At 46.8% G+C, this 13,366-nt stretch carries 9 protein-coding genes; 7 read left to right on the top strand and 2 right to left on the bottom strand.

Annotated elements, in window-relative coordinates; translation table 11 throughout:
• The first annotated feature begins 267 nt into the window (after positions 1-267).
• Positions 268-2,151, top strand: a complete 1,884-nt coding sequence (locus ACZ439_RS06235) for a hypothetical protein (protein WP_464620761.1) — start codon at positions 268-270, stop codon at positions 2,149-2,151.
• Between the two features lie 405 nt (positions 2,152-2,556).
• Here ACZ439_RS06235 and ACZ439_RS06230 read toward each other — a convergent pair whose 3' ends face one another.
• Positions 2,557-3,771, bottom strand: coding sequence for an MFS transporter (locus tag ACZ439_RS06230; protein WP_054799624.1), 1,215 nt, complete (start codon positions 3,769-3,771; stop codon positions 2,557-2,559).
• A gap of 242 nt (positions 3,772-4,013) precedes the next feature.
• Between ACZ439_RS06230 and ACZ439_RS06225 the strand changes: the two genes are divergently transcribed.
• The 4 genes from ACZ439_RS06225 (at position 4,014) to ACZ439_RS06210 (ending at position 8,711) form a co-directional block, all read left to right on the top strand.
• On the top strand, positions 4,014-4,436 hold the full coding sequence (locus ACZ439_RS06225; RefSeq protein WP_127608719.1) for a MarR family winged helix-turn-helix transcriptional regulator: 423 nt from the start codon (positions 4,014-4,016) through the stop codon (positions 4,434-4,436).
• Between the two features lie 456 nt (positions 4,437-4,892).
• On the top strand, positions 4,893-5,306 hold the full coding sequence (locus ACZ439_RS06220; RefSeq protein ID WP_464620760.1) for a VOC family protein: 414 nt from the start codon (positions 4,893-4,895) through the stop codon (positions 5,304-5,306).
• 229 nt (positions 5,307-5,535) lie between these two features.
• Positions 5,536-6,330, top strand: a complete 795-nt coding sequence (locus ACZ439_RS06215) for a helix-turn-helix domain-containing protein (RefSeq protein WP_054799627.1) — start codon at positions 5,536-5,538, stop codon at positions 6,328-6,330.
• Positions 6,331-6,587: 257 nt separating this feature from the next.
• Positions 6,588-8,711, top strand: coding sequence for a PAS domain S-box protein (locus tag ACZ439_RS06210; RefSeq protein ID WP_464620759.1), 2,124 nt, complete (start codon positions 6,588-6,590; stop codon positions 8,709-8,711).
• A gap of 218 nt (positions 8,712-8,929) precedes the next feature.
• Here ACZ439_RS06210 and ACZ439_RS06205 read toward each other — a convergent pair whose 3' ends face one another.
• A complete protein-coding gene (locus tag ACZ439_RS06205) occupies positions 8,930-10,243 on the bottom strand; it encodes a hypothetical protein (protein ID WP_372813332.1) in 1,314 nt (437 codons plus the stop codon).
• 356 nt (positions 10,244-10,599) lie between these two features.
• Between ACZ439_RS06205 and ACZ439_RS06200 the strand changes: the two genes are divergently transcribed.
• Together ACZ439_RS06200 and ACZ439_RS06195 are read left to right on the top strand one after the other, a co-directional pair.
• Positions 10,600-11,592 carry a P1 family peptidase gene (locus ACZ439_RS06200; protein ID WP_054796563.1) on the top strand — a complete coding sequence of 331 codons (993 nt, stop codon included), beginning with the start codon at positions 10,600-10,602 and terminating at the stop codon, positions 11,590-11,592.
• Entirely contained in the window at positions 11,592-13,343 is a 1,752-nt protein-coding gene (locus ACZ439_RS06195; protein WP_372813334.1) for a CocE/NonD family hydrolase, read from the top strand. The genes ACZ439_RS06200 and ACZ439_RS06195 overlap by 1 nt, the downstream gene beginning before the upstream one ends.
• Positions 13,344-13,366 lie beyond the last annotated feature (23 nt).

Genomic DNA, 13,366 nt, shown 5'->3' with positions numbered 1-13,366 from the left:
GTTTCTTTCAATCGGTGGATGGTTTCCACTGTAGTCCCTTTTAATGAAATAACAACCTGATAAATCAATTTTTCTTATGGATGGTTTTGATTTAAGAATGGTATTAACTTAGGATATCCCTTTAATTGACTTACTACAAAAGAAAATTGCTAAATTTAACATTGAGTCAGAGCCATTTGTGAGCGTAGGTTCGCTTCTTTTATATGAATAAAATGGATGAATTTAATTGAATTCTTGACATTAAATAATGAAATTTGGAGATAACCTATGAAAGATAGCAGAGAACATATTTATGACAAGATTAAATTTTTCAAATTGTATTGTCATCACCTTTTATCTAATGGAGTTGATATATATTCGAATTATTATCTTGTAAACCTTAGAAATTTGATGTTTGAATTAAAAAGTGAATTAGTAAATCATGAATATCATAAGCAACGTCGTCTCGGGGGATTGACATTTTTTTTAAAAGAAATCAAAAGCTATTTGGATACTAACTATTTTTATAGAAAAAAAGTATCCAAAGAAATTATGCAATTAACAAGCAGTTTTGCAGAGTTTGAACAGTCTAACAATGAACGAGAATATCTATCTACAAAAACTAATTTGTCGGTGATAGTTGAGTTAATGATAGAAAAGGTGAGTACTTCACATATTTTAAATGACATAATTTGCGAGATTGGTCATGTCATATACAATTGCGAGAAGTTGGATGACTGCTACAACAAAATTAAATCACTTGCAAGTGACTATATTTGTGAGATATTGCTTCGTGGGCTTGATTATGAAAAAATAAAAGAGGAACTTACAAAATCAACATTCAGTTATGAATCAGGTGGAATCATCGATAAAATTGAGGAGTTATTTAGAGAGTTTATTTGGTTGCCAATTGATAATGAAGGTAAAAGTTACACATTTGTTTTTAAAATTATAGGTTTAAAGATATATGTTAAATCAATTAGAATTGATGATGTACTATTTTACAATCCAATTAGAGAAGATTTATTGCGTTGGAGAGAGAAAGAAGAAATCTTTTCAGATGAAGTATACATTATGAATCCTGAAGATCAAGAACTTTTAAAGGGTTATCGTGCTGAAATGAGGAAGAGTGATCAAGATCATTATGAGATTGAATATACTGATTGTCATGCTCGGCTCAAAATCAATGCTTCAGGTATCAGTCAAGGATTATTACGAGCAAAAAATAAACTCGATAACGTATTACAAATCCTTAAGTTTAATTACTCAATTAGTAATGTGAGGATTAGTGATTTGTACTTGGTTTATGACCATAGCAATGGCAATCAATATATAGACTCTGTTACAACTGAAGGAAAAAGAAGAAAATCAAAGTTAACGGAAGTAGACTATTACCCTAGAGGATTAACAGATAGAATATTAAACGATATAACTAATAGAAATAGCCAATTAAATAATATTTTACTGGTTAATAATTCTGAATATAAAGAGAATTTATTAAAAGTAATTCATTGGTATAACAGGGGGCAAGATGAGTCGGATAACCACGTCAAATTTGTGAACTATTGGGTAGCTCTAGAATATTTGGTGGGACAAAATTCTAGCAATATCAAAACAAAAATGCTTAATGACTTGGCATGTGTTCTATCTCAGGTAACATTCAGAAATGAATTAAGGGGGCTTTATTCATATTTCAGAAACAGGTTTTTTGGTATTGGTAGTGTCATGAAATTTCCAACTGAATTAGCTAATATTAGCGGTTTTAATGAGTTCCATTCCAAAGTAGATCCTAGTCTGTTTATTGAAAATTTATTAGCATTTAAAAACTATACTGATGATGTTTTTATTAAGTATAGAATTGATTTTTTAAATAAATTAAACTCTGATATCAAACATCAAAAAACCATAATTAAGCAACTGGAGGAGAAATACAAGTCACTCGCCAGCAGATTGTATCGAATTAGAAATGGATTAGTACATAGCGCACTTACTGGGAAAAACGACATTAGTATTTATGTTGAATGGCTTAGATACTGTGTTGTTTTAATTTTAAATGCCGCTGTATCAATTGATGAGGATAAAAACGAAGTTTGGAACTACGAATATGCAATAAAGATATTTAAAGAGTGGAAACAAAAGGCCAATAAGGGGCAATTTATTGAGTTTTTCTAAGAACAATTGAGTTTGTAGGATGATAACAAAATATGATTTAACAATAGTTAATGACGTTTTGGTCACATTTTTGGTCACACTTTTTAATTTCCGAGCGCCGCGGCGCACTCGAACGTAGAACCATCAGAGTCAAAAAAGCCTTGTCCCACAAGGCTTTCCTCCCCTCTATCCTTAACGTACAGAACCCCATCTCTCCACTGGCAGCGATGAGGTCAGGGGTTCGAACCCAAGGGACGAACCCCTGGGGCGTCCGCGAGCGCGGAGCAATGAACCTGAGGTCCCCGCAAAGTAGTTGGCGTATACACCGAAGCGTGGTCATCACTTTGTGGGGCTAAACCAGGATCGATCACGGCATTGAAAATACGCTGCTGTAATCGTCCGTATGCCCGCTACCCTATAGCTGCATCAATGAGCGGCTCCAGCATGGTCGACATGCTTCAGATGCTTCCGATTAAGCGTAATGAACAGTACGGAAATCATGACAAATCCTGCACCAACAATGAACGGTACATGCGGATTGAAGACCTCAGCCAGTTTACCCGCCAAATACGGGGCCGCAGCTCCTCCAAGGAAGCGCAGAAAGCTGTAAGCAGCCGACGCCGTGGAGCGTTCGACAGGGGCCGCATTCATCACGGCTGTCGTAATCAAAGTATTGTTATTACCTAATAACGCACCGGCAAAAATAACAGAGGCAATGATGACCCATTGCGTCGATGTCCAAATGCCCATCGTCAACAGGACCAGACCAAACAAGAACAGCATCGCGCACATGGATGTAACGGTTCCGAACCTTTGCTGCAGCTTTGGTGCCATGAAAACAGAGGTGATAGCCAGCAATAAGCCCCATCCTAAAAATACGTAGCCAAGACCATGCTCATCCAAGCCCATGACAAAAGGCGCGTAAGCTAATAAGGTGAAGAACCCGAAGTTGTACAGGCAAGCCGCTATGCCGAATACGACAAGGGAACGGTGCTTCAACGCTCGGAAAGGATCGAGCAAAGAAGTTTTGTGTTTGGTAGTATTAGTCATTTTGGATTTCGGCATCATAATAAGAAGACTGAAAAAGGCAACCAACATCAGCGTGGCGACTCCCAAGAACGGTCCTCGCCATGAAATGGCGCCCAGTTCTCCGCCCAGCAGGGGTCCAACCGAAATTCCAAGTCCTATCGCCGCTTCATACAGTATGATAGCTTTTGCAGTACCGGAATTTGAAAGGGACACAATAGCCGTTAAAGCAGTTGCGACAAAAAGCGCATTACCAAGTCCCCAGCCCCCTCGAAGCCCGATAAGATTCCAAATCCCGTTGGATAACCCTCCGAGCGCTGAAAATAAGGCAATAATAACAATGCCGGTAATCAGCGTCCACTTGATCCCGAGCCTTGACGAAATAGCACCGGTAATTAACATCGCAACCGCCATGACGGCATTGTAGCTGGTGAATAGCAAGGTGACTTCGCTCTGCGAGGCGTGCAATTGTTTGGCGATTGCGGGTAAAATCGGATCAACAAGCCCAAGCCCCATGAAAGCGATGATACAAGCGAAAAATACGGCCCACACCGAACGAGGCTGTTTAAGAAGACTTGTCTCTGCAATGGTTGCTTCTTGGGATATGGTCGACATTTATGGTCACTCCTAACCTCATTTATTTTTCCTAAAGGAAATGGTTTTCTCCTAAATGCAGCTATCTAATTCTAGAATTTCGATCCGTTAACAAGTTGTATGATGAAACTTTATAATTGTATTATGCAACTATATAGGATGTCAATACGACCTTTAAGTCGGGTGTCGTCATTTCAAAAATAATTGGTGTTATGTTACTATGGTTTCAATTGAAATGATGTTCGCAGTGAGGGGGTACAGAAATGAAGGAACAGTCGCTGGAAACGATTGAATTTGAATTGGCGGTCTTGGTTCGTCATATCACATCAATAGCATCCAATAAAAAAAACTGGACTCTCGACCGGTCTGCGTATCTTTTACTGCACCAAATTTTCGCCCATGGTTCCGCTGGAGTTAAAGCTCTGGCTGATGAATTCCGTTTGGATATTTCAACGGTCAGCAGGCAGGCTGCAGCTTTGGAGCAGAAAGGATATGTGTGCAGAATTCCCGATCCGCTGGATGGCAGGGCTTTCTCCTTTCAGATTACGGATTTGGGAAAAAAGGAATTAGTCGAAAACAAACAGGAACGGTTGGCTAGGGTAACGGATAAGCTGCAGGACTGGTCGGATGAAGAATGTCAAAGGTTTGGACAATTGTTAAGAAAGTTTAATCGTACGTTCAAGTAGGCCTTAATCCGGCCATCCGGATTAAACAATGGTGGTGGGATCATTTGGAGTAGTGTAAGTGACTATAGCGGGAGAGCGCATCGCTGGCAGCGATAGGTCAGGGGTTCGATCCCCCTGGGCTCCATCTTAAACGGAAAGCGCCGGGGAGTTAGGGCGTTTTTTTGTTTTTTGCATACGACAGATTTATATAAATTAGCAATCGATAAGAAATCGTTTCATTTGTTTCATGCTAGTATTATTTGGAACAGGTTTTTGTTTATATGTCGATGTCACTAGATGGCAGATGTGCTGGACACGCAAAAATTAATGTTAAGGAGGGGATCATAGAGAAAAGTAGTCGCGGGTGGTAAGCGGCGATATTGCGGAGGAGATTTCCCTCCTGAAGCAAGCCTGGCAATGCCTCAAGCGATGAATCTGAAGCTTCGTGCATGAAATTTAACTTAGAGGTGATAGATTATGGGAGTTCAAGCAGATCAAGTTTTTGTTAATTTACCGGTCAAAGATCTGAATACATCCATCGACTTTTTTACTAAAATAGGTTTTGAATTTAACGCCCAATATACCGATGAAAATGCAACGTGTATGGTTATCAATGAAAATACATTTGTCATGTTGCTGGTTGAAGATTTTTTTAAGACGTTTACCAAAAAAGAAATTCCGGATGCAGCAAAACATACAGAAGTGATTGTGGCATTGTCTGTTGAAAGCAGGGGGAAAGTTGATGAGATTGTAAATAAGGCTCTGGCAGCGGGCGGTAAGCCTAATGATCCGATTGACCATGGCTTTATGTATGTATGGAGCTTTCAGGATATAGACGGTCATCTATGGGAATTGTTTAATATGGAAGCAAGCGCAGCAGATAAAGCTTAAGATTGAAAAATCACAGCTTGTCATGGATGATTATCCATAAGTAGGAGATGCCCGGAAAAAGGGCATCTTTTATTTTTTTGATGGTGTAGTTGTTTCAAATACTTCAAATATATGGTATCATTATTGCGAACGTTTGTTCTCTGGAATTTGGAGAATCGAACGGAATAATTGTTCGAACCAGCGTGCGCAAGCACAAAGTATATGGACGGAAAGAAGGTTGAGCACGAAGGTGACGGACCGGTATTCAGAAATAGATGAAGTGATCGCCTATATTCATCAACATATCTATGATCCGCTTCCGCTTTCCCGATTGGCCCAATACGCAGGCTATAGTCCATATCATTTCACGCGCATTTTTAAAGAAAGAATCGGCCTTTCCCCCCTATATTATGTTTCATCCCTCCGATTGCAAAAGGCAAAAGATTTGTTGTTGCGCACGAATCTGACTGTTCGCGATATCGCATTGGAGATCGGGCAGCAGAGTCTGGGAACCTTCACCACCCGATTTACCGAACGGGTGGGGGTGACGCCATCCGAATTTCGGAACTCGACGCTGCAAGCGGGCAACCACTTGTGTTCATTGCAGATGCTTAGCGATTGGCGTATGTCGAGCCCTGCTGTAACTGCACACAACCAAATTAGAGGGACGGTTCAAGCGGAAATTCCTTTTGAGGGAGTTATTCTTATTGGTTTGTTTGCCAAACCGATTCCTGAAGGGCTGCCTTTATACGGAACGCTGCTTTCTTCTTTAGGAGATTTTTGCTTTATGAACGTCACACCGGGCACTTATTATTTGATGGCTACATCAGTCTCTTGGGGAATGTGCGCCATGGATATTCTGCTTCCGCACACCACCTTACGCACCAGATCGAAAGAGCCGCTCCTGGTCAATCCTTTTTCATCCGTCCCGCATCAGCAAGTGACACTCCACGTTCCCCGGCTGGACGACCCTCCCATCCTGATATCTCTACCGATTTTGATGAATCGTTTCCTGAGCAGGGTTTTGCAAAATAGCCATCGCTAAGAGCCGCCTGTTGCTTCTGTCCCAAGTTCCTCACTTGCCGAATGAGGCCGAACAGGTTGAAGTTTCAGCAGTGATTACATAGAGGGCAGGATGTAGCCGAAGAGGTGGTATTTGAGTTCAGTGAACGTTGCAATAGCAGTGGTGCCTAGATATTGAAGGTGATAGACAAATAGTCATTTCGAGGATTAGCAGGAATTTCTTGATAATGAATCGAAATCTGTTACATCTAATCACATCGTTATTGCGGGGGCGGCTACATGAGACATTCAAGTTCTTTTGATAGACCAGGCGCTATAAATGAGAGATGGAAGCAAATTTGCTACGCTAGTCCTACTGGTATCGGCGTATGCCATCTCGATGGCCGCTTTGTTAGCGTTAACCCTGCCTTTTGTCGGATGACCGGCCATCACGAAGAAGAACTGTTGACTATGGGCTGGCATCAGCTTGCGTGGTCGCCGGATGTTTCCGTCCTCCAGATGGATGTAGGGCGGTTATTAGAAGGAAGCATCACTACTTGCGCTTCGGAACAACGCTTAACCGATCCGCAAGGACATGAACACTGGTATGGGCTGCAGATGGAGTTCATGTACGATGCATCCAACCAACCCGAGTTTCTCCTTATTCATATGCAGGACATTTCGTTGTACAAAAGCATGGAGCAGCGCTATCATTCGCTGCTTTACTATAATCCGGCGGCGATGATCAGGATCAACACATCCTGTGAGATCGAGGATGCCAATCCGGCTGCCGAACAAGTAAGCGGGTACACCTTAGGAGAAGCGTTAGGACGCAGCTTGGACGATTTCGTGCTTGCCAAGAATGAAACTATCGTCACGATCCAGCACAAAGGCGGCCACGCGGTGAACCTGGAGGTCAAAGTCGTACCCATTATGACGGATGAGCGGACCACCGGCTATCATGTTATAGGCAGAGAACTGACGAGTTTGGAACAGGTAGAGGAATCGTTACGCTCGAAGGAACAGGAGCTTCAGGAGATTGTTACGAAGCAGCAGGGAATGACGTTTAAATGCAAGGAAATCGACGGCCGGTTTATCCACACGATGTGCGCGGGGGAATTGGTGTATCGTGCGGGGCATACGCCGGAGCAAATTATCGGTCATGAGCTGCGAGATTTCTTACCTGCCGAAACGGCTCTTCGTAAAGAACAGTATTACCGGCGAGCCTGGCAAGGGGAAGAACATGTGCTATATGAAGGCTATGCAGGAAACGGAGTCACTTATCTGGCTTCCCTGAAGCCGATCAAACGGAACGGCCAAGTAGTCGAGGTGATCGCTTCATGCGTCGACATATCGGAGAAGAAGAAGGCGGAAGAAGAGCTTCGCAGGACGAAGGAGCTGCTGGAATCATTTGTTCAGCACACGTCGGATGCTATTGATCTGGTTGATTTGGACGGGAAGGTCCTCTGGGTGAACCCGGCGTTCGAAACCGTATATGGTTGGACACTTGAAGAGCTTCGGGATCGGAAATTACCCGTCTTTCCGGAGAATACGGCCAGCGAAGAGGAGAATTCTCTGAAGAAGATTACTTTATTCGGGCAATCTGCGACAGGGCTCGGGACCGTACGGAAACGGAAGGACGGACGCTTGATCGATATCGATCTTACTGTTTCTCCATTAAGGGATAACGACGGGGAAATTATTGCTTATTCCGCTATTTCCCGGGATATTACGGAGCGGAAGAAGACGGAAGAGCTGTTAAGAAAGTCCGATAAACTCGGCGTCGTCGGCCAGCTTGCTGCGGGACTCGCCCACGAAATACGCAACCCGCTCACCGCTTTACGAGGGTTTCTGCAGGTGATGAGAAGCGGGCAAGGAGGTAAAAGCGAATATTACGGCATCATGATGGAAGAGCTCGATCGGATCAATTTTATCGTGAGCGAGCTGCTGCTCATTGCGAAGCCGGAGAAGCATAATCCGAAGCAGGCACAAGTGAACGTCATTCTTCAAGGTGTCGCCACACTGCTTGAGTCACAGGCGTTAATGAACAACGTAACCATAGTCACCCGGATTGCGGAGGGGCTTCCGCCGATTGTATGCTCTCCCGTCCAAATCAAGCAGGTCTTCATTAACCTAGTTAAAAATGCGATCGAGTCCATGCCTGACGGCGGTGAAATTACGATTCGTGCCGATCTCGTAGAGGGGAATCGGATCGTAACGACCGTCGAGGATCAGGGGTGCGGCATTCCCGCGGAGCGGATTCCTTCCTTAGGTGAACCGTTCTACTCGACGAAAGTCAAGGGAACAGGTCTGGGACTCATGATGTGCTATAAAATTATCGAATCCCACGGTGGACAAATCTGTTTCTACAGTAAGTTAAATCAAGGTACTCAAGTGGAGGTTGTTTTGCCGCTGATTCAATAAGGGACGTTCAAACCGTTCTCACATTCGGATGATTGCTGATTGAATTTTACTACACGGGACGCTTTCAGATAAAAACTAGGCGACCGCTCACCGGTTGAATTCCGGAAAGCGGTCGCCGCTTAATCAAGTACAGTCTCTGTTACATGGTCTGCTTGAAGGGGCTATGACCACCACTCGGCAGCATGCTTTTTGGTAGAAGTGTATTCGTTATTTCTTTGTTATTTGGTTATGCTATGCCAACGTTCCAAGTGTTTCGCATGGGTGTGAAGATACGAATGCGGACCGAAAAATTGATCATAGAAATCCAAATCCAGATGATGGGTCTGCAAGTACATCAAGGAATAGACTGACGGAACGGTCGCCGGGAATTTGCCGAACGTGTCGTAAATATATTGCGCTTGGTGGGCGACCGCGCTGCGAAACTGCTCGTCATGGACTTGGGCGCTGCCGCGCACCTTTTGGCTGTCCTTCCAAGGTCCGGGCGTATCCGGATGGAACGGGCCGTTGACACCGAATTTCCTGTCGCAGAAAGCGTCGACGGCAGCACGCATATCCTTAAAGTGCGGCGGAGTGTAAGAAACGAACACGCCTTCCAGCCCGGTAGGATTCGGAAGAGCCCAGCGCTCATCCGCATCATAACGGAAGCCTAAACCAGGAACCGCAGGGTCTGCGCTGGCGCCGAGAACGGTCAGGCGGTCTATGCCGTCGAACATCCAGCCGCCGAGTCCCAGAGCCTGCTGCATAAGCACGCCGGCATAAGTGGAAGTGGCGAGCTCGGCGGATAGTTCCGCAAGCGAATATTGATCGAGAAACGTTAACGGCAGAGGATTCTCGGTATCGATGATGTCCTGGAATTGTTCGATACCTGGAATGTTCCGTCCATTGATATCGTCATAGATGCTGAGCCCGTTCTGCACATAGAAACATAGATTGGCTATCGTATGTTGTGCCAGATCCCCTACAGGGAAAGCCAGAAAAGTTCCCGGTTTGTTGGCAACCCATGAGTTATGGCCTTCCATGTAGGGCTCGTAGTTCGGGATGTGCAGTCTTTGTTCCGAAATGCGATGAATATGTTTTTTGTAAGTTAGAATCAATTGCTCGACGTCGTGCTTGCCGTCTTCCCCTTTCTTGACTTCGGGAACGGCATCTCTGGTTTTGAAAATGTAGGTGCCGGTATCATCGGTGAAGAAAATTTCCGACGTATGGAAGCCTGCGGCCGAAGGGAAGGTTCTGCCTGTAGCCGAGCCGGAATAGTTGGACAGGTGCGGCTTGTACCGGTCATGCCTGGTGATGGAATGATGCCAACCGGTGACACCGCCGACCGCGAGCAGAATCAAAATTTTCTCAAGGTCGTCCAGTGGCTCAGGTTCATACTTCGATTTGTAGGCGAGCGGTCCGTCCGGGATTTCCGCTCCGCGGAAGAAACGGCGGGATCGCCGGCCGAACAGCGCTTCGACGAGCGGAAATTGAAGCAGTTCCTGCAAGCGCTCGGAGTCAATCGAGAGGCGGGCGTCTTGAAGCGGTTTCGTCATAGGAGATCCTCCAATGTGGTTGGAATAAAAAAAGACATTCTCTTCGCTAAGAAGAAAATGTCTCCAGTTGGACTGGTCGAACGGAGTATTAGGTTATGTTTGCAGAGCTGATTTGTATTTCAGATGATTGCTATGGTAATGACAAATATGGGGGTTGTCAACTACATTTTTTGGAAAAAGATGTATTGACTTCTCAAAAATAGGTGTGATAGTATTATTCCAACCGAACGAGTCGGAATTTCAGCATTGACCAGATTACTGGAAATGTCAGCTACTAATCGAATGATTAGAGCGGCATTTTTTTTATTTCCACAAAGAAATGATTCCGAAGATACTGAGCAACCGGAGGGGGAGACATGGGGTCCGCTGGATCGATTACAGATGTTCCCGGCACAAAAGTGGGACACGCGGAAAACACCAAAGCATTTACAGGCTGCACCGTTATCACTTGGGAGGAAGGTGCGGTGTGCAGCGTTGACGTTCGGGGTTCCGCCCCCGGTACCAGGGAAACCGATTTGCTCGACCCGACCGGGTTGGTGGATCGAGTCCATGCGGTTTGTTTAAGCGGCGGCTCCAGCTTCGGATTGGATGCAGCCGGCGGGGTTGTCGCATGGCTGGAAGAAAAAGGGATCGGGGTCGATGTCGGAGTTGGCGTCGTTCCTATCGTTCCGTCAGCCGTATTGTTCGATCTGTCCATCGGAGATCCGAAAGTAAGGCCTGACCGAGATATGGGATACCGGGCGGCAGCGCTGGCCTCCCCTACGGAAGACAGGGAAGGTAACGTTGGTGCAGGCTGCGGCGCTTCCGTCGGGAAATTGGGCGGATTCGAGGGCGCGATGAAAGCGGGAATCAGCACGGCATCCGTCCGTTATCCGAATGGGCTCGTGATCGGCGCCATTGTGGCCTTGAATGCGATGGGAGAAGTTCGCGATCCCCGAACGGGCGAATTGCTGGCCGGTTCGCTAGACCGCGAAGGCCATCCGGTGGACAGCCGCAGCTGGTTGTACGATAAGCCGTTTGCGTTTACTAACATTCCGCAAGGGACGAATACGACGCTTGCCGTTGTGGCGAGCAACGCAAAACTGACCAAAGCCCAGGCGAAGAAAGTGGCCGAAATGGCGCATGACGGATTAGCCCGTACCATTTACCCCGTACATACGATGTTCGACGGAGATACCGTATTTGCCGCCGCTACGGGGGAGGTCGAGGCCTCGGTGGATTTGGTCGGAGCGGTGTCGGCCGAAGTGCTGGCAACGGCAATCGTAAGAGCCGTCATGACAGCGGATGGAGCGGGCGGACTTCCGGCCTACCGCGACTTGCGGAAGCGCCGGTTGGAAGGTGACGCCTGATGACTGATAGCACGATAACGTCCATCGGATCGGTAACGGTGGAGAAGAACGTACCGGTTCCGATGCGTGACGGCGTGACGCTGTATGCCGATATTTATCGTCCTGCGGCAGGAGACAAGAGCGAGAAGTACCCGGTACTGCTGATGAGAACGCCTTACAACAAAGAAGACGCGCAAACGATGAACTATGCCCATCCTGCTTGGTATGCCCGCCACGGTTATGTTGTCGTCGTCCAGGATGTGCGGGGACGATGGACATCGGAAGGGGATTTTCATCCTTACGTGAAGGAAGCCGAAGACGGTTACGACACAGTTGAATGGGCTGCATCTCTCCCGGGTGTCATCCCGAATGTCGGGATGTACGGTTTCTCCTATGTGGGAGCCGCGCAATGGCTTGCTGCGGTAAGCCGCCCGCCGCATTTGGTCTGTATCGCACCCGGCATGATCGGTTCCGATTCGTATCAAGGGAAAGCTTACCGGAACGGCGCCTTTGCGCTGGCTTGTACGCTATCCTGGATATTGTTCGTGGCCCAAGATACGGCATTAAGGAATAACCGGCCGGAGCGGGCGGAAGAGCTGTCTTCTCTATATGCCGGTATCCACGGTTATTACAAAGCGCTTCCGCTGAACAGCCCTCCGGAGGCGGTCAAGGAAACCGCACCTTATTATCTGGAGTGGCTGGAGCACCCGGCCCGCGACGACTACTGGCGCCAGATTTCCTTGAGGGAGAATTATAAAGCCATTGAGGTGCCCGCCCTGCACATCGGCGGGTGGTATGACATTTTTATTGACGGGACTATCGAGAACTACTTGGGCGTAAGCCAGCACGGCGCAACCGAAAGGGCGCGGAAAAATCAATACTTGTTTATCGAGCCTTGGTACCACATGCCGTGGTCGAGATACGTCGGCGAAGTGGATTTCGGACCGGAGGCCGCGAATGAAATCGATTCCGTTCAGCTTCAGTGGTTTGACCGATGGTTGAAAAGTGTGGAGCCGGCTGCTCCCCAGCCGTCCCCCGTTCGTCTGTTCGTCATGGGGGCAGACAAATGGTTGGAAGCGGAAAGCTGGCCTGTGCAGGGGAGCCAAGCAGCAGCCTATTACTTGCACAGCTTGTACAAAGCTAATTCCGTGAACGGCGACGGAAAGCTGAGCCTGACCGAACCGCTGGATGAACCGCCAGATGTATATGTCTATCATCCTTCGATTCCCGTTCCCGCATTGGGCGGCAGGTCGGGCGCGGTTCCCGATCTCACTCCGATGGGACCGAAAAACCAGCTTCCGGTTGAAATCAGAAACGATGTGCTGGTCTATACGTCCGACGTTCTGAAGGAGGATTTGACGGTAATCGGGGAAGTGTCCGTCGAGCTGTATGCATCCACGACAGCGGAGGATACCGATTTCGTAGCCAAACTAGTGGATGTCTATCCGGACGGAAGAGCGATCAACATTGCCGAAGGGATCGTGCGGGCCAGCTATAGAGGAGGTCTTGAGAAACCAGAGCCGGTTCCGCCGGGCGAGGTGATCCAATACGTCGTTTCACTCGGGCCGACCGCCAATGTGTTCAAGAAAGGCCACTCCGTCAGGCTGGACATCACGAGCTCACTGTTCCCGACCTTCGACCGTAATCCCAACCGGATGATGAATCCCGGTCAGGTGACCGCTGCGGATTTTGTAACGGCTACGCAAACAATTTATCACGACCGCCGCTTTGCGTCGAAGCTGACGCTGCCGGTCGTCAACAGCAAGCAGTAATTTGTTCAATGATACGTCAGCGG

It is taken from the genome of Paenibacillus sp. JCM 9796 (assembly GCF_055379675.1).
The sequence above is the reverse complement of the archived record's forward strand: the minus strand, read 5'-3'. Positions and strand labels throughout refer to the sequence as shown.

Excerpts from the sequence above, each read along its gene's own strand:
- ACZ439_RS06235 (WP_464620761.1), top strand. The coding sequence starts at position 268 with ATGAAAGATAGCAGAGAACATATTTATGACAAGATTAAATTTTTCAAA.
- ACZ439_RS06210 (WP_464620759.1), top strand. The coding sequence starts at position 6,588 with ATGAGACATTCAAGTTCTTTTGATAGACCAGGCGCTATAAATGAGAGA.
- ACZ439_RS06230 (WP_054799624.1), bottom strand. The coding sequence starts at position 3,771 with ATGTCGACCATATCCCAAGAAGCAACCATTGCAGAGACAAGTCTTCTT.
- ACZ439_RS06200 (WP_054796563.1), top strand. The coding sequence starts at position 10,600 with ATGGGGTCCGCTGGATCGATTACAGATGTTCCCGGCACAAAAGTGGGA.
- ACZ439_RS06195 (WP_372813334.1), top strand. The coding sequence starts at position 11,592 with ATGACTGATAGCACGATAACGTCCATCGGATCGGTAACGGTGGAGAAG.
- ACZ439_RS06220 (WP_464620760.1), top strand. The coding sequence starts at position 4,893 with ATGGGAGTTCAAGCAGATCAAGTTTTTGTTAATTTACCGGTCAAAGAT.
- ACZ439_RS06205 (WP_372813332.1), bottom strand. The coding sequence starts at position 10,243 with ATGACGAAACCGCTTCAAGACGCCCGCCTCTCGATTGACTCCGAGCGC.
- ACZ439_RS06225 (WP_127608719.1), top strand. The coding sequence starts at position 4,014 with ATGAAGGAACAGTCGCTGGAAACGATTGAATTTGAATTGGCGGTCTTG.